This window comes from Aeromonas rivipollensis, assembly GCF_010974825.1.
GTDB classification, from domain to species: domain Bacteria; phylum Pseudomonadota; class Gammaproteobacteria; order Enterobacterales; family Aeromonadaceae; genus Aeromonas; species Aeromonas rivipollensis.
Genome location: NZ_JAAILA010000031.1, coordinates 144,188 through 166,097 on the forward strand (window position 1 = coordinate 144,188; position 21,910 = coordinate 166,097).

The following is a 21,910-nucleotide window of genomic DNA, read 5'->3' on the forward strand; positions in this document are numbered from 1 at the left end:
ATTATGGGGTTGTTCGGCTCCCCTTGCCCCATTTTCTGCGTCCAGCCCTGTCCCCGGTTAGCCCCCCATGATGCGGGCGGTCTGAATGGCCTGGATAAGGGCGGCGCGGTTGATGCGGGGGCGCTCCTCGTCCAGTAGCTGTTGCCACAGCGCAATAGCCTGGGTGTAGCGGCCGTGCAGGAAGTGATCGGAGGCGAGCAGCATCAGGGCGCTCACTTCCCCCTTGTCCTGTGCCAAGGAGGCGTCGAGCAGACGTTGCGACTGTGGGGTGAGCCGCTGGCCAGCCTGGTAGTAGAGCACTGTTGCCTGAGCGGCCTGGGTCGCGGCGCTGGCGCCCCCCTCCTGCAGGGCGAGGCGCTGGTAGGCGAGCAGAGCGTTGTCGTACTCGTCCCGATACAGATACAACTGGCCGAGCTCGGCCCAGGCTTCGAGATCGGCGGGGTTGCGCTGCAGCCGCTGGTGCAGGGCGCCGAGCGCCTTGTCCTGCAGATCCCGCGGGCTCAACCCTGCCAGGGGCTCGGGGCGGGACTGATAGGCCTGCCAGGCCTGATAGCGGCCGCTGGCGGCATAACCGGCGGCAACGGTGCCTATCGCCACTATCCCGAGCAGCAGCAGGGCGCGCGCGTGCTGCCTGCTGCGGCCGGGGGCCTGGGTCAGCCGCTCGCGCAGGGCCAGCTCGGCGACGGGCGTGGCATTGGCATGGTGGGCGGCGGCCAGCTCCCGATAGAGGGGATCATGGGGGGAGAGACCTGCCTGCTCCCTTGCCATGATGCGCCGGTTCAGCTCGGCCCTGGGATCCTGGGCCAGGTTCCCTTGCTCCTTATCGCCAATCAGCGGCATGCGAATCTGCTGTTTGCGCTGCAGGCTGGCGCGCAGGCGAGCAAGCGCCAGCAACAAGAGCAGGGCTGGCCCTCCCCACAGCAGCGCTGTGCTGCCCTTGAAGGGGGGATCGTAGCGCACGAAATCGCCAAAGCGGCTGGTCATGCGGGCGATCACCTGCTCGTCGCTCTGCCCCTCGTCTACCCAGCGGTAGACCTCGAGGCGCAGATCCCGGGCTATGGGGGAGTTGGACTCCACCAGGTTTTGGTTCTGGCACTGGGGGCAGCGCAGGGCGCGGGCGAGATCCTGGGCGCGGCTCTGTCGCTCCGGGTGCTGGAATTGATAGGTATCGACCCCGCTGGCAAGGGCCGCCGGGCTCAGCGCCATGACAAGCATGATGGCAAGGGCCATCAGCAACGGGTTGATGAGGGGGCGGATCTTCATGGTTGCCCCTCCGTCTGTGGGGTGGGCAGTGCACGGGCCCTGGCAAGCAGGGGCGCAAACTGGCGCTGCCAGACCTCCTTGGTGAGCTCGCCTGTGTGGCGGCTGAGCAGGGTGCCATCGGCGGCAAACAGATAGGTCTCCGGCGTACCGTAGACGCCGAGCTCCAGCGCCAGCTTGCCGTCCGGGTCCGCCAGCACGGCCTGATAGGGATTGCCAACCTGTGCCAGCCAGACACGGGCGGCATCCCCCTTGTCCCGATAGTTGAGGCCGTAGAGGGGCACTGTCTTGGCCAGCTCGCTGAGCAGAGGATGCTCGGCGCGGCAGCTCGGGCACCAGCTGGCCCAGACGTTGAGCACAAAGGGCTCACCTTTTAGCTCAGCGGTATCAATAATCCCCCCATCCAGCAGGTTTTCGCTTTGCCAGGTCGGCAGGGTGCGCCCCAGGGTCGCCTCGTCCTGGCGGTAAGGATCCTTGCCAAGGCCGAGCCAGAGCAGGGCGCCTAGGCCCAGGGTCAGTATCAGGGGGAGGAAGAGACGCAGGCGGGATCTCATGGCGCCTCCTTGGGGAGCAAGCCCGCGACTTGATGTGCAGAGGTCTGCGGTTGGGCTGCCAGCAGCGGCTTGCGCCCCAGCAGACGCAGGGCGCCGCCCGCCATCATCAGTATGCCGCCGAGCCAGATCCAGCGCACTAGCGGCTTATGATGCAGCCGCATGGCATAGGCATCGGGCCCCATCTTCTCGCCGAGCACCACGTAGAGATCGCCAAACAGGCCCCCCTGGATGCCGGGTTCGTTCATGTTCATGGTGCGCACGCTGTAGTGGCGCCGCTCCGGGGCCAGCCTGGCCACCTCCCGGCCATCCTTGTGCACGCTGACAGTGATGCGCTCGGCCGTGTAGTTGGGGCCGATCAGCGGCTCGCTCCCCTCATAGCGAAATTCATGGGCGCCGAGGCGATAGGGTTTATTGGCGGCGAGCACTGTGCCCCCCTCCTGGCTGTGGTGGCTCACCTGAGCGATGCCGAGGGCGCATACCGCCACCCCGAGGTGGGCCAGCAGGCTCCCGAGCCGGTTGGCACTCAGGCCATGGATATTGAATGAGAAATTGATCAGCAGGCTCGCGATGAGCCAGAGGCTTATCAGATTGGCGAGGATTCCGCTCCAGCCCAGGGTTCCCTGCTCGCGATAAGCGAGGCTGAGCAGGCCGCCCCCCAGCAGGCCTAGCAGGGGCGGCAGCAGTATCTTGAGGCGGGAGGATGCCATCAGCCCCTGCCAGCGCAGGCGCGGGATCTGGGTCATGAGCGCCATCAGCGCCAGCGCCAGCGGCACGAAAATAGCGTTGAAATAGGGGGCGCCCACCGAGAGCGACCCCAGATGCAGGGACTGGAACACCATGGGATAGAAGGTGCCGAGCAGCACGCAGGCGCAGGCCACCGACAGCAGCAGTATGGCGGCGCCCAGCAGCCCCTCCTTTGACCAGAAGCCGAAGTGGGCGTAGGGGGCACGGGTATCGGCCCGCAGGGCATACAGGGTGAGTGCCGTGGTCAATAACAGGCCGAGCAGCAGCAAGAGGGTGAGGCCGCGATTGGGATCCACCGCGAAGGCGTGCACCGAGGTGAGCACCCCGGAGCGCACCACAAAGGTGCCGAGCAGGCTCAGCGCGAAGGTGAAGATGGAGAGCAGCAAGACGCCGTGGCCGTAGGCGCCGCGCTTCTCGCAGACCACGAGGGCATGGAGCAGGGCAGTGCCGATCAGCCAGGGCAGCAGGGAGGCATTTTCCACCGGATCCCAGAACCACCAGCCGCCCCAGCCGAGTTCGTAATAGGCCCACCAGGAGCCGAGTACTATACCGGCGGTGAGAAACACCCAGGAGCCGAGCGCCCAGGGGCGGCTCCAGTGGGCCAGGGCGCCGTCCAGCCGGCCCGAGTGCAGCGCCGCCATGGCGAAGGCGAAGTTGACCGCAAAGCCCACATAGCCGAGGTAGAGCAGGGGCGGGTGTATGATAAGGCCGATATCCTGCAGCATGGGGTTGAGATCGCGCCCCTCAAGCGGCCCCGGGAATTGGCGGTCAAAGGGGCTGGAGAAGATCAGGGTATAGAGGGCGAACAAACCGACGATCAGCCCCATGATGGCCAGCACCCGGGCGCGGATCAGCGGATCGACCCGTTTCGAACAGAGTGCGACCAGCGCCCCCCAGAGGGCCAGCGCAAAGACGAAGAACAGCATGGAGCCCTCGTGGCCTCCCCACACGGCCGCCAGCTTGAAGCCCATGGGCAGGGCGCTGTTGGCGTGCTGGGCCACATAGCTGATGGTGAAGTCATCCCGGGCAAAGCAGCTGGCGAGCAGCCCCAGCGCCGCCCCGAGCAGGGCGGCATTGAGCAGCGCCAGCGGCTTGGCGCAGCGCAGCAGGGTCGGGGAGGCGAGGCGCAAGCCCAGCCAGGGCAGGGTGCCCTGCAGCAGGGAGAGTGCCGCCGCCAGCAGCAGTGAGAGATAGCCGAACTCCGCCAGCACACAACCTCCAGTTTCATTCGTTTATGTTATGCCGCAGCGTCTGCACAGCACCGGCGCTGGGGGATAACATCCACACTCTTGGAAACAAACCAGCGCCAGTCCCCCGAGGGTGGCTGGCGCTGGTGATCATACTTTTAAACAACCGTCATCTGGCCGGCATACGAGGATGACGCAGCATCAGACAGCAGCATGCCCATCAGGGTCATGCTGCAAGCCGACGTCGTATGGTCGCTTTTGCTACAAATCATGCATTTCCCCTTATACAACCGTCATCTGACCGGCATAGAGCACGAAGTAGCGCAGCAGCAGTATTCCCACCAGGGTCAGGCTGCAGACCAGCACCAGGTGGCCGTTTCGCTCCCGCAGCGCGGCCGGAGCCAGCAGGGAGAGCAGCTGGGGCAACAGCATGCCGATCCCCACCACCCCGACCCAGAACACCTGAGCCCAGAAGCCGCTGCCGATGGCGGCCCACATGGCCACCTCCTTCTGACCGCCACCGAAGTAGAGACCGGTAAAGAAGCAGACCAGCAGCAGCACCTCTACCGCCAACACGGGGCGCTCGAAGCTATGCACAAAGCTCACGCCCGGGCTGTGGTGGTGCTCCTTGAACAGGGTGACCGCCAGCAAGATGGTGGAGGCGATGCCGGAGCTGATGCCGGAAACCAGGAAGAGCACAGGCAGCACAGGGTTGTTCAAGAGCGGATAGGTCTTCAGCGCCGAGAGCAGAAAGCCGGTGTAGGCCCCCAGCAGCACCGCCAGCAGCAACAAGAGCGGCGCCAGCAGCCGCTCGACGCGGGCCAACAGGGCGATCAGCCCATCCACAAAGGCGAACTTCTCTTTCAGCAGGTGACGGCGCAGGGTCTCGATCTCGGCCCGAAACACCACCGCCAGCCAGGCGAACAGCACCGCCATATAGAGCTGGAACAGCATGACCCCCATGGACATCACAGAATCGAACTGGTAGTGGAACATCAGCTTCCAGAAGGTCCAGGGGCGGGCCAGGTGGAAGATGAGGATCAAGAGCCCCAGGATCACCGAGAGTGGCGCCAGCAGGGCGGTCGCCTTGATGATGCCGCTCTCGCTGCCGGCCCCCTTGCGGCGCAATAGCACAGAGAGGCTGGTGGCCCCGGCGGAGATGCCGAGCAGAAACAGATAGATAGCGATCGGCCAGTCCCAGACAAGGGAAGGGAAGTGAAATGCGTCATGCCACATGGTTCATTCCTCCCTCTGTTACTGCGGTAGATGATGGCGATCGGACAAATCCCCATACAAGGGAAGAAAAATGAAATGCCGCTTGCATGGTCATGACGTTATCTCCCCTTTGGGCACGCGGTACATCTTGGGCGAGGTGCCGAGCCCCTGCTTGTAGCGATAGGTGGTCTCCTTCACCAGCCGTTTGGCAATCGGGCTATCGGGATCATCCAGATTGCCGAACACCAGCGCCCTGGTGGGGCAGGAGGCCACGCAGGCCGGCTCCTTGCCCGCCGCCAGATTGGTCTTGCGGCAGAAATCGCACTTGTCCGCCACCCGGGTGACCGGGTTGATGAAGCGCACCTGATAGGGGCAGGCGGCGAGGCAATACATGCAGCCGACGCACAAGTCCGGGGCCACGTCGACGATGCCATCCTCCTTGCGGATATGGGAGGCGCCGGTCGGGCAGACGTGGACGCAGGGGGCGTTGTCGCAGTGCTGGCAGGACTTGCGAAAGAAGTGGTAGTCGGCATCGGGGAAGGTGCCTATGGGGCCGGAGCGAAGGATCTCGAGCCGCGAGACCCCCTGTGGCACCTGGTTCACCTCCCGGCAGGCATCCATGCAGGCGGTGCAGCCGATGCAGGCCGTCTCGTCATGGAGCATGCCATAGCGGACCCCGTCTATGGTCTGGCTGTGGGCGAGGGTTGTGGCAAGGGCGCGGGTCGGCCCCGTCATCATGATGAGGGCCCCCGCGCCCATCCCCGCCATAAAGTCACGACGAGAGCAGCTCATGGTGCCTCCTTGCCCGCATTGACCTGCAGGCCGGCCACCTTGGCTTGATGCTGCTTGCTGTGGCAATCGACGCAGATCTTGATGCGGGATTTTTCGGCTATCCCCACCATGGGTTCCTTGGCCGGGTGCAGCGCGTGACAGCTGGTGCAGCTGAGCTTGGTGGCGTGCACGTCGTGGGCCCAGAGCGCCTCGCGCAGGGGTTTGGGCTCGTGGCAGCTCATGCAGACCCCGTTCTGCTCGGCGATGGGATAGGTCCCGGTGCTCTGCTTCTCATTGAAGCTGTCGCTAAAGCGCATCACGTCCTTGACCCCTTCCCTGTGCTGGGGGGAGGGCTGGCCGTGACAGTTGGTGCAGGTCACAGGCGCTAGGTTGTTGGGGTTGGTCGCCTGACCATGCTTGCCATGCATCCCCTCGGTCTGCTCCTTGTGGCAGTCGGTGCAGGCCTTGTCGGGGCTGCGCAAGAACGCCACGTCATGCGTTTGGGGCAGGGCCGCAGGCGCGATCGTCGCCTCGGCAGCCTGGCCCTGCAGGCTGGTCAGCAGCATGGCCGCCATCAGCATCAGTCGTAAGAAATCCATCGTTAAATCACCCATAGGAAGCCTCCATCCGATTGCGGGCCCGACTCGGCGGGCCCGCAAATCTCGTTACTGTGCGAGCCGTCCGGCCGCTTTGGCCTCGGCATCCCAGGCGGGGACTGTGGTCTTGAGGAACTGGGCCTTGTCGCCGTTCATCTGCTTCATGTCCATGCCAAGGGCGGCCTGGGCCTTCTCCTTGCTGGAGATGTCAGGAATGGCGATCTCGTGGCTGATCCCCTTGGCCGCCAGCAGGCGAGCCAGCTTGGTGCGGGCGTCGGCGGCCTTGTCCAGGGCGGTACCCAGCATGCGCAGCGCCACTTCAGGGGCGTGCATCTGCACCCCGTGGGAGGCGATGGAGAAGTCCCAGCGCCATTGGGCGTGACGGATGTCTTGCAAAATGTCCTTCATCTCGGCATCGGTGGCGCCGGCATCCCAGGCCGCCTTGGCCTCGAAGTGGGCGTGCACCAGCTGCTTCTCGACCTTCAATTTGATCTCGGTCACCGCATCCTTGCGCTGCTTGACCACCCCCTGCAGCATCTCCTTGCTCTGGGTGTGGCAGTTGCGGCAGGTCTGCTCGAAGCGATCGAAGGGGTTACCCACCTTGTGATCCGTGTAGACCTTGCCCTGCTCGTTCTGCACCTTGGGCATGTGGCAGTCGACGCAGGCGACGTTGTTCTGGCCGTGAATGCCGGCGCGCCAGGTCTCGTACTCGGGGTGCTGGGCTTTGAGCATGGGGGTCTTGGAGAGGGCATGGGTCCAGTCGGCGAAGCCGATTTCGTCGTAGTACTCTTCCATCTGCTCGACAGTGGTGCCCTTGTCCCAGGGGAATTTCACCGCCTTGGTGGGGCCATTGAAGTAGTACTCCACGTGGCACTGGCCGCACACCTGGGACTGTTGATCGAAGCGGCCCTGCTCCTTAAACGGTTTGCCGATGGCGGTCATGGCGCGGTCTGCATAGGGGCGGGAGAGGTGCAGGGCAGGTTTCCCTTCCTTGAACTCTTTCGAGGCGGTGTCGTGGCAGTCGGCGCAGCCTATGGTATTGACGATTTCCGGCCCGCCCTTGGCCCACATCCCCTTGAAGTAGCCATCTTCGCCTTTCTCGTCGATGACGCGGGCCACATCCGGGCCCTTGCAGCTCCAGCAGGCCATGGGCAGGGGACCGTCTTCGGCGGTTTTCGGTGCCCCGGTGCGCAGTGTCTCGCGCACGTCCGTCAGGGCATAGAAGTGACCGCGGGGCTTGTTGTAATCCTTGGAGAAGGGGTAGCCGGCCCAGAGCACCACCATCTGCGGATCTTCCGCCAGGGCGTCGGTGCGCTCCCGGCTCTCGCTGGTGTTTTTCCAACTGCTGAACTGATCGGCGTGATCCTTGGCGAACAGCTCGCTGCGCGCCTCTATCTTGCCCTCGGGGGTGGCCTCGTCTGCCTGTGCCAGCATGCTGGTGCCCAGCAGGGCAGTCAGCAGCAGGGCGGCCAGACCCGGCCGAAATGGCTTGTTATGTGAACCCACGGTCATCACTCCCAGATAAAATGTCCATGCCGAGCCTGACCGTTCCATCTTGGTGCGTGGACATCTGTGCCCATGGTCGATGGGCATGGCAGGCCGATTAATTGTTATGACTGCATAGAAAATGATTTTTATGCATTTGCTCGTGGAGATAATACCAAATGGGTAAAATGGATAATCATTTATCCCTGTGGGAGTTGCGCTAGATCAATTGGCATGGGGGGCTAATGCAAAAAGTGAGATCCAGGTTGAATTATTGAGCCCAGTCGGGTGGTTACCCCCATCATCTCTCCATGGTGATGCGCTGCGGCTGGCCATCGCCTCGGGGATGCGGGAGCGTGCCAAAGGGCGGGAGAGCAGGGGAATGGCCTCTGTGACCTGGGGTGCCGCCAAGCGAAAATGAATACTTATTCTTTATTTCTGCTGGGGAGGGGTGTCTTGCCTTCCCCTGGTGAAATAGTGGGAAAGCCTGTCGGGCGCGTTCAGGTCAGAAGCTGTCGCATGAATGGGTGCCAATAGGGTTATATTCTTAATTTCAGGCAGAAAATCGGACTTATATCCTGAGCTATTCCATGAATTGCAGCTCTTTTTTGAATTTAATAGGAAGGTTTGCGGCATTTACTTTCGATATTTTCGAAAATGACGAAGGGATCTGTGTCCGTAGAGGCGGTAAAATAGCCGCCTGTCACGGTGACGTCCTGTACCCTTGTGGGTCTGGACTGTCTGTGTTTACCCGTTGGAGGATGTATGGCTGAGCTGCGAATAGAGAAACCGACTCTTGTTACCCAGGTGGAGGGTGCCGTGTTTGTAATGGATGCCAATGGCTCCTTGCACCCTGCTACTCTGGGGATGCAGCTGCTGCCGGGAATGCGCCTGCTCACCGAAGGGGACGGGCGTTTCGAGCTGGCCGATCCCGCGAAGACCCCAAACGCCGACCAGCCCGAGCTGGCGCAGACAGAACCGAACCTGGCCATGGATCCCGAGCTGGCCAGCTTGCAGGAGGCCATCCGTCAGGGGGCCGACCCGACCGAGCTGTTTGAGGAGACCGCGGCCGGTAACGCGGCAGCCGCCACGGGTGGCGGTGTGGTCGGCTCCAGCGCTGGCGGCTTTGTGGTGGTGGATCTCAACAGCGAATATACCCTGGCGGAGTCTGGCTTTGACACCGATCATCAGGGTGCCCAGCCAGGGGACGAGCTGCTCTATTCGGAAGATCAGGATCTCCTGGCGGGCATCACCATCACCGAGCCCCAGACCACCGACAACATCATCAACGCCGACGAGGCGACCGGCGTCATCATTCGCGGCTTTGTCGAGGATGTGGAGGTCGGCCAGACCGTCACCGTTACCCTGATAGACCAGGATGGTAACCGACTCACCACCACCACAGTGGTGCTGCCGGGCTTCGTCTGGGAGGCCAACTTCGGTGACGTCACCGGCAAGCTGGTGGACGGTCCGCTCACCATAGTGGCCGATACCCAGGATGCCGCCGGCAACCGGGCCAGCGACACCGGTCAGACCCTGCTCGACACCATCACCACCATCACGCTGGATCTCAGTGACGAGAGCGACACCGGCGCCAGCCAGGTGGACGATCTGACCCGCGACACCACGCCGCTGCTGCAAGGCAAGGGAGAGCCCGGTGCCACCGTCACCCTGAGCCTCGGCGGAAACGTTCTGACCGTGCTCACAGTGGATGGCAACGGCAACTGGCAATACCAGATCCCCAGTGACATGGCCGACGGCGCCTATGATTTTCGCGTCGATTCGGTGGACATCGCCGGCAACAGAGCCAGCGACACCCTGACCGTCACCGTCGATACCCGGGCCGGCATCGACATCGACGATCTCGACACCCAGAACATCCTGGGCCACGACAATGTCACCCTGAGCGGCAGCACCACAGAGGTGGAAGCGGGCCAGCGCGTCACCATCAGCCTCATCGGCCAGAACGGCCAGACCCTCTACAGCGGCGCCGCCCTGGTGGGGAGCGACGGTCGCTGGCAGCTCAATGGCCTGGATCTCTCCGGCATTCAAGGCCCCTTCGAGGTGCGCGCCGAGGTGACGGATCTGGCGGGGAACCGGGTGATCGATGGCGCCCCCCTCATCGGCCAGAGCGATACCCTGACCCTGTCCGAGGCGGATCTGGCCAAGGGCCCGGTGAGCGCCACCGGCTCCCTGCACACGGGGGCGGGCATGGATGGCAACCTGCAGGTGAGCTTCGGCGCCGATCAGAGCGCCCTCGAGCAGCTCGGCCTGACCAGCCAGGGCGCTGCCCTCAGCTACCAGATAAACGGCCAGACCCTGACCGCGAGCGCGGGGGGCGTCACCGTCTTCACCCTGACCCTGGCCAATGACGGCAGCTATCGCATCCTCTGGCAGCAGAGCCTGGATCACGGCCAGGACAGCCAGAGCCTGCCGTTCTCCCTCGAATATCGCGACAGCGACGGGGATCTGGTGAGCGCCAATCTCACCGTCAAACTGGTGGACAGCACGCCGCCGGACTTCACCATAGCCCCCATCTCGCTCACGGAAGACGGCTTCACCCAGCAGGGCGCCGTGGTGGGTCAGAGCGAGTTCGTGGTCGGCCACCAGGCCGATCCCCTGCTGGCGGACTCCCTTGCCTTTGCCGATCAGGCCGCGACGCTCACTCGCCTGAGCGGCAGCGGGCTCAGCAGCGACGGCCATGTGCTCAGCTTCGAATTCACCGGCGATCGCCTGCTGACCGGCTATTACCAGGATGCCAACGGCAACCGGGTCGAGGTGCTGAAAGCCGAACTCGACGCCAGCCAGTCGGGCAGCGACGTCAAGGGCAAGGTCACCGTCTCCCTCAATGGCCCGCTGGATCATCAGGGCTGCGACCAGCTCTCCCTCGGCCTCTCCATCTCTGCCAAGGAGATAGACGGTGACGAGACCCGCGCCGATCTCCAGGTCGCCATCAATGACGGCATGGATCCCAGCCTCGGCATCGACGGCGGCATCAGCCTTCAGGAAGGGGCCATGGGTCAGAGCCTGGATGGCCAACTGCCGGTCAATGTGGGCAGCGATCGCCTGGTGTCCCTGAACTTCGAGGGGAACCAGCCCGCCCTGGATGGTCTCACCAGCGGCGGCAAGCCGACCAGCTATCAGGTCAACGGCAATCTCATCACCCTGCTGGATGCGGGTGGCAAGACGGTGCTGACCGTGACCCTGGATCTGGACGGCAAGTACCATGTGCAGCTCGACGGTGTGCTGGATCAACCTGTGGGCACCAACAGCGTCAATCTGGGGCTGCAGGTGCAGGGCACCGACTTTGACGGCGACCAGAGCAACCTCGGCACCCTCAACATCCAGATCACCGACGGCGCCTTGCCCCAGGTCGACCCTGTCTCTCTGACCCTGACCGAAGACAGCAACTGGAGCGCGGCCCAGACCCTGTCCGGGGATCTCAACATCACCGCCGGCAGCGATCCCCTTGCCAACATCAGCTTCGATGCCAGCCAGCCGGGCCTGCAGGGGCTCACCAGCGGCGGTCAGCCAGTTGTCATCAGCATCAGCGGCAACAGCATCAGTGGCGCCGTCAACGGCCAGAATGTGTTCACCCTCACGCTTGATCAGAGAGGTCACTACGTCTTCACCCTGAACCAGCCGCTGGATCAGGGCAGTGCGGACAGCCTGATCAAGGCGGGATTCACCCTCACAGACAGTGATGGGGACAAAGTCTCCTCTTCTTTAAGCGTCGCCATCGGCGATGGGGCCAACCCGGTGATCAGCGCCGTGACCGGCTCCAGCCTGACCGAGGCCAACCAGGGCGACGCCGCCGTGGTGGGCAATATGAGCTTCACCGTGAACCACGGCTCGGATGCCCTCGATCAGAGCAGCCTCAGGTTCGATATCGCGGCGATCCAGAGCAGTCTGGACGGCAAATACAGCAGCCACGGCAGCCCGGTTACCTTTACCCTGGATGCCAATGGGGATCTGGTGGGCACCAGCGCGGATGGCCGCGAGGTGCTGCGCGCCGAGCTGGACTTGGTGGACAGCAACGGCAACTGGAGCGTCACCACCAAGGTGACCCTGAGCGGTGAGCTGGATCACCAGGGCAGCGAGTCCCTCGACCTGCCTCTTGCCATCACCCTCACGGACAAGGATGGGGACAGAGTCTCCACCCAGTTGCCGCTGACCATCAAGGACGGCAATGCGCCCGGCTTCGTGGCAGGCAGCGGGGTGAGCCTGGACGAGGGCAACCTCGATGGCAGCAACCCCCTGACCGGCACGGGCCACTTCACCGTGGACGCAGGCTCGGATCGGGTGAGCGAGGTGTCTTTCGCCGATCCCGCCGAGCAGCCGGCCCTGACCGCCCTGGGCCAGAGCGTGAAATACGAACTGGTGGACGGCGATGCCGGCATCCCGGGCAACCAGATCCTCAAGGGCTATGTGGAAGTGAACGGGGTACGGGTCGAGGTGCTGCAGGTCGAAATCAGCGGCAAGCTCGACAACGCCGCCAGCAACGGTTTTGACTACAAGGTGACCCTGTTCGAGGGGGTACACCAGACCAATGGCAGCAGCACAGCGCTGCCGTTCAAGGTCAACGTCGTCGACAGCGACAAGGGATCAGGCAACAACGACACCACCTCGGGCACCCTCAACATCAGCGTTGCGGAAGGGGACAAACCGACCCTCAGCCTCACCGGGGTGACCCTGAATGAAGGGCGCTTCGATGGGGCAGCAAACAACCAGACGGTGGACGACCAGCAGGCCACCGGCACCCTGACCATCAAGGCGGATTCTGATCCCGTGGTGGACGTACGCCTGACCCTCTCCGGTCAGGTCGTGGATGCCAGCGGCAAGGCCATCACCCACAACGGTGAGACGCTCACCTGGCAGGAGGTGCCGGGCAGCAATGGCCACAGTTTCCAGGGAGTGACCGCGAGCGGCACCCTGGTGCTGAGCGTGGCCCTGCCGAGCGTGCCGGGAAGCATAGCGGCCCACAGCTCGGCGACCCTGGATTACCAGGTCACTATGCACACCAACCTGGATCACGGCGCCGACGACAAGCTCACCCTGACCCTGCCGGTCCAGGTGACCGACAGCGATGGCTCTGTGATCAACGGCAATACAACAGCCGTGATCACCGATGCCGCCGACCCCAGCCTCGGCATCGACGGCGGCATCAGCCTGCAGGAAGGGGCCGCCGGTCAGAGCCTGGATGGCCAACTGCCGGTCAATGTGGGCAGCGATCGCCTGGTGTCCCTGAACTTCGAGGGGAACCAGCCCGCTCTGGATGGTCTCACCAGCGGCGGCAAGCCGACCAGCTATCAGGTCAACGGCAATGCCATTACCCTGCTGGATGCGGGTGGCAAGACGGTGCTGACCGTGACCCTGGACTTGGATGGCAAGTATCATATGAAGCTCGATGGCGTGCTGGATCAACCTGTGGGCACCAACAGCGTCAACCTGGGGCTGCAGGTGCAAGGCACCGACTTTGACGGCGACCAGAGCAACCTCGGCACCCTCAATATCCAGATCACCGACGGCGCCTTGCCCCAGGTCGACCCCGTCTCCCTGACTCTGACCGAAGACAGCAACTGGAGCGCGGCCCAGACCCTCTCCGGGGATCTCAACATCACCGCCGGCAGCGATCCCCTTGCCAGCATCAGTTTCGATGCCAGCCAGCCGGGCCTGCAGGGGCTCACCAGCGGCGGTCAGCCAGTTGTCATCAGCATCAGCGGCAACAGCATCAGCGGCGCCGTCAACGGCCAGAATGTGTTCACCCTCACGCTTGATCAGAAAGGTCACTACGTCTTCACCCTGAACCAGCCGCTGGATCAGGGCAGTGCGGACAGCCTGATCAAGGCGGGCTTCACCCTCACAGACAGTGATGGGGACAAAGTCTCCTCTTCTTTAAGCGTCGCCATCGGCGATGGAGCCAACCCGGTGATCAGCGCCGTGACCGGTACCAGCCTGACCGAGGCCAACCAGGGCGACGCCGCCGTGGTGGGCAATATGAGCTTCACCGTGAGCCACGGCTCGGATGCCCTCGATCAGAGCAGCCTCAGGTTCGATATCGCGGCGATCCAGAGCAGTCTGGATGGCAAATACAGCAGCCACGGCAGCCCTGTCACCTTTACCCTGGATGCCAACGGGGATCTGGTGGGCACCAGCGCGGACGGCCGCGAGGTGCTGCGCGCCGAGCTGGATCTGGTGGACAGCAACGGCAACTGGAGCGTCACCACCAAGGTGACCTTGAGCGGTGAGCTGGATCACCAGGGTAGCGAGTCCCTCGACCTGCCTCTTGCCATCACCCTCACGGACAAGGACGGGGACAGAGTCTCCACCCAGTTGCCGCTGACCATCAAGGACGGCAATGCGCCTGGCTTCGTGGCAGGCAGCGGGGTGAGCCTGGACGAGGGCAACCTCGATGGCAGCAACCCTCTGACCGGTACAGGCCAGTTCCAGATTGATGCGGGCTCGGATCGGGTGAGCGAGGTGTCGTTCGCCGATATCGCAGAGCAGCCGGCCCTGACCGCCCTGGGCCAGAGCGTGAAATACGAACTGGTGGACGGCGATGCCGGCATCCCGGGCAACCAGATCCTCAAGGGCTATGTGGAAGTGAACGGGGTGCGGGTCGAGGTGCTGCAGGTCGAAATCAGCGGCAAGCTCGATAACGCCGCCAGCAACGGTTTTGACTACAAGGTGACCCTGTTCGAGGGGGTACACCAGACCAATGGTGGCAGCACAGCGCTGCCGTTCAAGGTCAACGTCGTCGACAGCGACAAGGGATCAGGCAACAACGACACCACCTCGGGCACCCTCAACATCAGCGTTGCGGAAGGGGACAAGCCGACCCTCAGCCTCACCGGGGTGACCCTGACCGAGGGGCGCTTCGATGGGGCCGCGAGCAACCAGACAGGTGACGACCAGCAGACCACCGGCACCCTGACCATCACCGCCGACTCGGATCCCGTGGTGGACGTGCGCCTGACTCTCTCCGGTCAGGTCGTGGATGCCAGCGGCAAGGCCATCACCCACAACGGCGAGACCCTGACCTGGCAGGAGGTGCCGGGCAGCAATGGCCACAGCTTCCAGGGAGTGACCGCGAGCGGCACCCTGGTGCTGAGCGTGACCCTGCCGAGCGTGCCGGGCAGCATAGCGGCCCACAGCTCGGCGACCCTGGATTACCAGGTGACTGTGCACACCAACCTGGATCACGGCGCCGACGACAAGCTGAACCTGACCCTGCCGGTCCAGGTGACCGACAGCGACGGCTCTGTGATCAACGGCAATACAACGGCAGTGATCAAAGATGCCGCCAACCCCGTGATCAGCTCCATCGGGAGTGTCACCGTCAATGAGTCGGATCTCAATGGCGGCACTGGTCAGCACGGGGGCACCAACCCTGCGGGTACAGGGGAGAAAGCCACCGGGCAGGTGGTCATCGATGCGGGTAGCGACAAGGTGGTGGCCCTGCAACTGGATGTGGCCCGCTTCAACGCCCTCAACCAGCTCAGCTCCGGGGGCAAGGCCGTCAGCATCAGCGCCGACAGCCAGCCGGGTGTCTATCTGGGCAAGGACAGCGGGGGCAAGCTCATCTTCAAGCTGACCCTGGATGTCTCTGGCCGTTATACCTTCGAGCTGACCGGCAATCTGGATCACAGTGCTCAGGGCGATGATCTGCTGGATATTCAGCTGCCGTTGCAGGCCCTGGACAGCGATGGGGATCTCAGCGGCGAGGTGATAGGCCACGTCAGCGTGCGGGACGATGTGCCTGACGCGGACGATTACAGCAAGACCCTGAACCAGGGGGCGAAAGTGAGCGGCGATCTGCTGGCTACCGCCAGCGAGGGAGCCGACGATGCCGTGATAAAATCGGTCACCATCAACGGGGTCGAACACTCCATTTCCGCCAGCGGCAACACCACCATTGCGGTCACAGACAGCACTGGGCAGACCATAGGCACCCTGGTGATCAACGCCGAGGGGAATTACAGCTTCACCGCCCGGGCGGATATAGATCACAGCAACAACACCCTGGTGCAGAAGGTCGACTTCCACCTGGTGGATGGTGATGGGGATACCGATGATGGGGTGCTGACCCTGACCATAAGGGATGAGGCTGGTCTCCTTAACGTGACTGCTGCGACCGGGCAGGAAGATGAGGGGGCGCTGGATCCAAGCCAGGGCATTCCCATCGCCATGAACCTGGACATAGGCGACTTCGATCGGGGCGAGTTCGTTGAGAAATTGCTGATCCAGGCCCCGGCCAATGCCCATGGCACCTTCTATTTCAACGGTGTTGCGCTCACCACCATCACCCAGGGTGGCAAGACCTGGTACCAGGTGCCGCCAGCGGCGATGCAAGCCGTTGCCGGTACCAACGACAAGTTCGAACTCAAGGGCGTGACCTTTGTGCCCGATCATGACTATTCGAGCCAGAGCGATGGCGGCAACCCGCTTCGCTTCCCGATCCAGTTGCAGGTCGGCGTCACCGAGGGGAGCAAACCCTCAGTGCTGACCGGCAACCTGGATATTACTGTGCAGGGCATTGCCGACAAGCCGCTCTGGGATGACGGCAGCACGAATAAGCACTACAGCACCGATGAGGACAGCACCGGCATCGCCCTCAACGTGCAGGCCAGGCTCACCGACACCGATGGCTCAGAGACCCTGAGCTACCAGATCAGGTGGGCGTCCGGCGAGGGCAGCCTGACCCTGAACGGCAAGGTGCTCACGCCCGACGCGAACGGCCTCTATACCGTCTCTGCGGGGGACATCAACAAGATCACAGTCGTGCCCGGCAAGGACTACAGCGGTGACATCAAGCTTGTCGTGACGCCGGTGAGCACGGAGAAAACCCCCGTAGTCACCGGGAAGGAGACAGCCCTTGGGGATCCCATCGATCTCATCATCAACGTCAACCCGCAGGCGGATGACGCCAAGCTGACGGTGCGCGACATCCAGGGCAAGGAAGACAGCCTGCTGGATCTGGGCAGCAAGATAGCGCTCGCCCATCTGGGGGATACAGCTGATGGCTCCGAGCAGATGTTCGTGCGCATCAGCGGCCTGCCCGCCGGCGCCACCCTCTGGCTCGGCGGCGTGGCGGTCACCCTGGATGCGAACGGTTATTACGAGGTGCCCTATGCCCGCATCGGCGAGCTCAAGCTCGAGCCGCCGAAGGACAGCAACGTCGACTTCGATCTCAACATCCAGGGGGTGGTAAAAGACACCGCCACCCTGACCGATGCCAATGGTCAGACCCAGACAGTGGTCAACGAGAAGGTCACCGGCAGCCAGAACCTGCATGTGGATCTGGTCGGGGTGGTGGATGAGCCTCATTTTAATTTGGACAGCAGCGGCTGGACCCTGGATGGCAAGGGCTACACCACCACCATAGGGGAAGATGGCAAGGCGCCGCTGAACTTCAAGCTCGAATCGGGGGAGACGACGAGGGATGGTTCCGAAACCCTCAACCTGGTGCTGGAAGGCTTGCCGGAAGGGGCCAAGGTGTTCGGTGATAATGGCCAGGAGCTCACCCTCACCTTCGCCGGGCTCGACGCCCAGGGCAAGCCGACCTATCAGGTCGACGTCTCGAGTCTGGGCCACCTGCAGATCCAGCCGCCCCCCAACAGCACCGCCGACATCCACCTCATCGGCCACGTGGTGGTGACCGAGAACGACGGGGATCACCAGCGTTTCGACGTGCCGCTCACCATCAAGGTGGAGCCCGCGATCGATGCCGGTGACTATGCCAAGACCAGCCATGGTCTGGAGGATGAGTTCGCCGTGCTCGACTGGCAGCCGGACCTGACCGACAGCGCCGAAAAGGTGACTCACCTCAGCCTCTCCGACATAGAGCCGGGTTACGAGATCTGGATCCGGGTGGGCGGGGCCGAGACCCAGCTTAACGTGACGGGCGGCAAGGTGGAGTTGAGTGACGCGGATCTGAAGAGCCTGCTCGGCGGCGGTCAGCTGCTGGTGAAGGCGCCACAAGACAGCGACAGGGACACCACCATCAAAAGCCATGTCACCGTGACTCAGAAGGATGTGGATTCCAATGTTGTAGTCAGCAAAGAGGTCAATGGTCAGCTGCACGTGGATATCCAGGCCGTGGTCGAACCGGATGGCAACCTGGTGCAGCAGGGTGGGGATCTGGTCAGCCCGGATGGTCATGACATCCCGCTCAAAGATGTCTTCGTGTTCGATGACAGGGATCCGACCAGCGATGAGGTCATCGACTACCTGGTCATCAGCGATCTGCCCCCCGGCTTCGTGGTGGTGGGCGGGATCAACGACGGCCAGGGCAACTGGACAGTGCCTAACAGCGCCCTCGGGAGCTTCTCCCTGCGTTCACCGGATGGTTTCACCGGCACTGCCACCTTCAAGGTCAGCGCCAAGGTGATCGATCTTGGCGACAACAACGAAGGGGATGTCAGCGCACCGGCTTATCGGGAGATCACCACCAGCGCCGAGTTCAAAGGTGCAACCCACTCTGGCCAGCTTGCGGCCGGCGTCGATCTCGACAACAGCCAGCCCATCACAGGGGTAGAGGATCACGGCGTCAACTTCGGCACCCAGCTCAAGAGCATGGTGACCCTGGGGACGGCAAACATCGGTGATGACGAGCTCAGCATAGTCCTCACCGGTCTGCCCCCCGGCGTGAGCGTGCAGGGGCTCACCTTCGACTTCGTCAACGGCGAGTACCTCATCAAGCTGCCGGGTGGCCTCAGTGACCTCGACAAGCTGACCCTGACCCTGCCGGAGGATTACGCTGGCAGCGACCTTAGCTTCAACGTGCGTCTGGTCAATACCGACACAGTGAGCGGCAACACCAATACGGTGGAGAAGGTCGTTTCCCTCTCCATCACCCCCGAGGTGGACATCAAGGGCGGCGCAGATGGCCAGCCCGAGCTGCACCTGCAGGTGAAGGAGGTGAACGGTCAGCCGAGCAACCTGGAAGACACCGAGATCCACCTCGATCTCTCGGTCAAACTCGCGGACATCAGCCCCTCGGTGGCCAACGGCGGCCTGGAGACGGTGGAGCGGGTAACCCTGACAGTGGATGCCAAGTACGGCCATTTCCTCGATGCTAATAGGAATCCCGTCCAGTCCCTGGTGGTGGATGCCAATGGCCTCAAGGATCTGGTGTTCGTACCCAGGGAGCACTTCAGCGGTCAGGTACCCCTGGGCATCAAGGTCGACATTCTGGACAGTGCCACCACGGGGACGGATCGCGGCAGCTGGAGTGGCAATGCGAGCTTCGAGGTGCTGCCGGTCAATGATCCGGCCCAGCTCACGGTGAAGGATGTGAGCGGCAACGAGGATGGCAGCGTCAGCCTCGGCGGGCTAGGTGCGACCCTGGTCGACAATGATGGCTCCGAGCAGATAGTGGCGCTGCAGATCAAGGGCGTGCCGGACGGCTTCACCCTGTCGGCACCGGCGGTCAACAACGGCGGTGGCGTATGGCAGGTGCCTGTGGGCACAGACTTCTCCAAGCTGACCCTGATCCCGCCCGCCAACTTCAGCGGCAACGTGGAGCTCACCCTGAGCGCCTTCACCCTGGACAAAGGGCTCACCATGCCCCTCGAGACCAGCGACAGCTTCACCGTCACCGTCAAGCCGGTGGGGGATGTCATCATCGCCGACATTCAGGACAAGGCGAGCGGCACCGAGGGGGACGTGGTCACCCTCAACCTGGGGCTGGAGACCAAGGACACCCAGGCCACCGGCGGCAGCGCCACCAACGTTCACGAGAACGGCCCGGAGCAGGTGCGGGTCACCATAGAAGGGGTTCCCGATGGGGCAGAGATCCGTCTGCCGAGCGGGGTGACCGGCACTGTGGTGGATCTGGGCGGCGGCGTCTGGCAAGTGACCACGACGGGCGGCAAGCTGGCGGCCGTGGAGCTGGTGACCAACGATGCCAATGGCACCCTGGATCTCAAGGTAACGGCCCAAAGCCTGGACAACGGCGCCCTCGGCCCCGAGGTCAGTGGCACCATCCAGGTGGAGGTGAGCCCGGTCAACGACGCCCCCATCAACGTGCTGCCAACGGATCCCCAGGTGGCCCAGGAGGACAAGCCCTTCGTCATCCAGGGACTGCAGGTGAAGGATGTGGACGCGGGCAGCGGCACCATGGAGGTGCGTCTGTCGGTGACTCACGGCTCCTTGACGGTGCTCAATGCCGCCGGAGTGACGGTGACCGGCGACGGCACGGGTTCCCTGTTGCTCAGTGGCACCCTGGCACAGATCAATGCCCTGCTCAGTGGCGGCATCGACTATCTGGGCAATAGCAACTTCAATGGCAGTGACGCCCTGACCATGGTCACCAATGATCTGGGCAACACCGGCAGTGGTGGGGCGCTCGGCGACACAGACGTGCTGCCCATCGAGGTGCAAGCGGTCAACGATGCTCCCGTCAACCTGCTGCCGGGCACCCCTCAGGTGGCGCAGGAGGATACCCCCTTCGTCATCAAGGGCCTGCAGGTACAGGACGTGGATGCGGGCAGCAGCCCCATGGAGGTGCGTCTGTCGGTCCTGCACGGCACCCTGGTGCTGGCGGACGGCAGCGGGGTGACGGTGACTGGCAGCGGCAGCGATACCCTGGTGCTGAGCGGATCGCAAGATGCCATCAATGCCCTGCTGGCTGGCGGCGTGACCTATCAGGGCGAGCAGGACTTCAATGGCCAGGATGCCCTGACCATGGTGACCAATGACAAGGGCAACACCGGCAGCGGGGGCGCCCTGGTCGACACCGACGTGCTGCCCATCGAGGTGCAGGCGGTCAACGATGCCCCTGTGACCCAGGTGCCGGCCGCCATGCAGGTGAAGGAAGATGGTTCACTGTCCCTCTCCGGGATCAGCGTGAAGGACGTGGATGCGGGTACTGCCCCCATCTCCATGGTGCTGCGGGTCGAGCACGGCGTGCTGACCCTGCTCGGGGCGGCGGGCGCCGTCTCGGTGCAGGGGGCTGGCAGCCGCGAGATCACCCTGGTGGGCTCCCTTGATGATCTTAACAACCTCATCAATGGCAACCTGCATTACGAGCCGGCCAAGGACTTCTGGGGACAGGACAACCTGACCATCACCACCTCGGATCAGGGCAATACCGGATCGGGCGGCGTCCTGACCGACAGCGCCCAGATTGGCATCCAGGTGACCGCAGAGGCAGACGATCCCCAGCTCAGCCTGGGCACCCACGACATCCATGCCCTGCAAGGGGCCTGGGTGCCGCTCAACCTGAGCGCCAGCGTGGTCAACCCGGCAACCGGCGAACTCTCCATCCGCATCCAGAATCTGGGGAGCGCCCAGGTGGTGGACGAGCACGGCCAGAGCGTGGGTCATGCGGACAGCAACGGCGATTGGCTGCTGCCGGGGGATCAGTCCGTGCCCCTCTACCTCAGCGGTCTGACGGCGGGGGATCATGCCCTGACCCTGAGTGCGGAATCCAGCGCGGGTGGCAGCACCCTGAGATCGGCCGAGGAGACCCTCAACATCCACAGCCAGAGCGGCCATGACCTGCTGGGCTCGGATCAGAGTGACTGGCTGTTCGGCTCCACCGGCGACGATCGCATACTGGGCGGCCTGGGGGATGACATGCTCCGGGGCGGTCAGGGCAACGACATCCTGACCGGTGGCGCGGGCAGCGATCTCTTCGTGTGGGGCAGTGGCGATGAAGGGACGGCGGCCTTGCCGGCCATCGACACCGTCACCGACTTCCACCCGGAGGAGGGGGACAAGATAGATCTGGCGGACCTGCTCAAGGGGGTGACCGACAACAGTGTGGATGGCTTGCTGGGCCACCTCTCTGCGTCTGTGACCGCAGGCAGCGGCGGGCTGAGCGACGTGAGCCTGTCGGTCTCCCCGGCGGGGGATGGTCAGGTAACCCAGCAGATCACCCTGAAGGACGTGGATCTGAGCGGCTGGAACCTGAGCGGCTCCTCCTCTCACGACATACTGCAGTCCATGCTGGATCAGCACAGCCTGATCATCCAGCACCCCTGAATCTGAGGGAGACAGCACCATGGAAAAGAGCCGGCAATTGCCGGCTCTTTTTTTATCACTGCCTGTTTGTTACTGCGGGTTGATCACAGCGTAACCGGATCTCTGCGTG

General features: G+C 63.5%; 8 protein-coding genes. 1 reads left to right on the plus strand and 7 read right to left on the minus strand.

The window, feature by feature from the left end; translation table 11 throughout:
• Positions 1–57 precede the first annotated feature (57 nt).
• The 7 genes from nrfF to nrfA form a co-directional block, all read right to left on the minus strand.
• A complete protein-coding gene (nrfF, locus tag G4923_RS17910; RefSeq protein WP_163137862.1) occupies positions 58–1,263 on the minus strand; it encodes a heme lyase NrfEFG subunit NrfF in 1,206 nt (401 codons plus the stop codon).
• Positions 1,260–1,814 (minus strand): DsbE family thiol:disulfide interchange protein, encoded by a 555-nt coding sequence (locus G4923_RS17915; protein ID WP_163137863.1) that lies wholly within the window; start codon positions 1,812–1,814, stop codon positions 1,260–1,262. Before G4923_RS17915 ends, nrfF begins: the two co-directional genes overlap by 4 nt.
• Positions 1,811–3,769 carry a heme lyase NrfEFG subunit NrfE gene (gene nrfE / locus G4923_RS17920; RefSeq protein ID WP_163137864.1) on the minus strand — a complete coding sequence of 653 codons (1,959 nt, stop codon included), beginning with the start codon at positions 3,767–3,769 and terminating at the stop codon, positions 1,811–1,813. The genes G4923_RS17915 and nrfE overlap by 4 nt, the downstream gene beginning before the upstream one ends.
• 258 nt (positions 3,770–4,027) lie before the next feature.
• Positions 4,028–4,981, minus strand: coding sequence for a cytochrome c nitrite reductase subunit NrfD (gene nrfD / locus G4923_RS17925; protein ID WP_162627375.1), 954 nt, complete (start codon positions 4,979–4,981; stop codon positions 4,028–4,030).
• A 90-nt stretch (positions 4,982–5,071) separates the two neighbouring features.
• On the minus strand, positions 5,072–5,752 hold the full coding sequence (locus G4923_RS17930; protein ID WP_163137865.1) for a 4Fe-4S dicluster domain-containing protein: 681 nt from the start codon (positions 5,750–5,752) through the stop codon (positions 5,072–5,074).
• The gene (gene nrfB / locus G4923_RS17935; protein WP_163137866.1) at positions 5,749–6,345 is read right to left on the minus strand and encodes a cytochrome c nitrite reductase pentaheme subunit; all 597 of its coding nucleotides are present in this window, start codon (positions 6,343–6,345) and stop codon (positions 5,749–5,751) included. The genes G4923_RS17930 and nrfB overlap by 4 nt, the downstream gene beginning before the upstream one ends.
• Positions 6,346–6,396: 51 nt before the next feature.
• Positions 6,397–7,839 carry an ammonia-forming nitrite reductase cytochrome c552 subunit gene (nrfA, locus tag G4923_RS17940; protein WP_163137867.1) on the minus strand — a complete coding sequence of 481 codons (1,443 nt, stop codon included), beginning with the start codon at positions 7,837–7,839 and terminating at the stop codon, positions 6,397–6,399.
• Positions 7,840–8,577: 738 nt separating this feature from the next.
• On the opposite strand from nrfA, the gene G4923_RS17945 reads away from it, so the two are divergent.
• Complete coding sequence (locus tag G4923_RS17945) at positions 8,578–21,801, plus strand: retention module-containing protein (RefSeq protein ID WP_163137868.1); 13,224 nt, start codon at positions 8,578–8,580, stop codon at positions 21,799–21,801.
• Positions 21,802–21,910 lie beyond the last annotated feature (109 nt).

Coding starts and splice junctions, on each gene's coding strand:
- nrfF (WP_163137862.1), bottom strand. CDS start 1,263: ATGAAGATCCGCCCCCTCATCAACCCGTTGCTGATGGCCCTTGCCATC.
- G4923_RS17930 (WP_163137865.1), bottom strand. CDS start 5,752: ATGAGCTGCTCTCGTCGTGACTTTATGGCGGGGATGGGCGCGGGGGCC.
- nrfA (WP_163137867.1), bottom strand. CDS start 7,839: ATGACCGTGGGTTCACATAACAAGCCATTTCGGCCGGGTCTGGCCGCC.
- nrfD (WP_162627375.1), bottom strand. CDS start 4,981: ATGTGGCATGACGCATTTCACTTCCCTTCCCTTGTCTGGGACTGGCCG.
- nrfB (WP_163137866.1), bottom strand. CDS start 6,345: ATGGGTGATTTAACGATGGATTTCTTACGACTGATGCTGATGGCGGCC.
- G4923_RS17945 (WP_163137868.1), top strand. CDS start 8,578: ATGGCTGAGCTGCGAATAGAGAAACCGACTCTTGTTACCCAGGTGGAG.
- G4923_RS17915 (WP_163137863.1), bottom strand. CDS start 1,814: ATGAGATCCCGCCTGCGTCTCTTCCTCCCCCTGATACTGACCCTGGGC.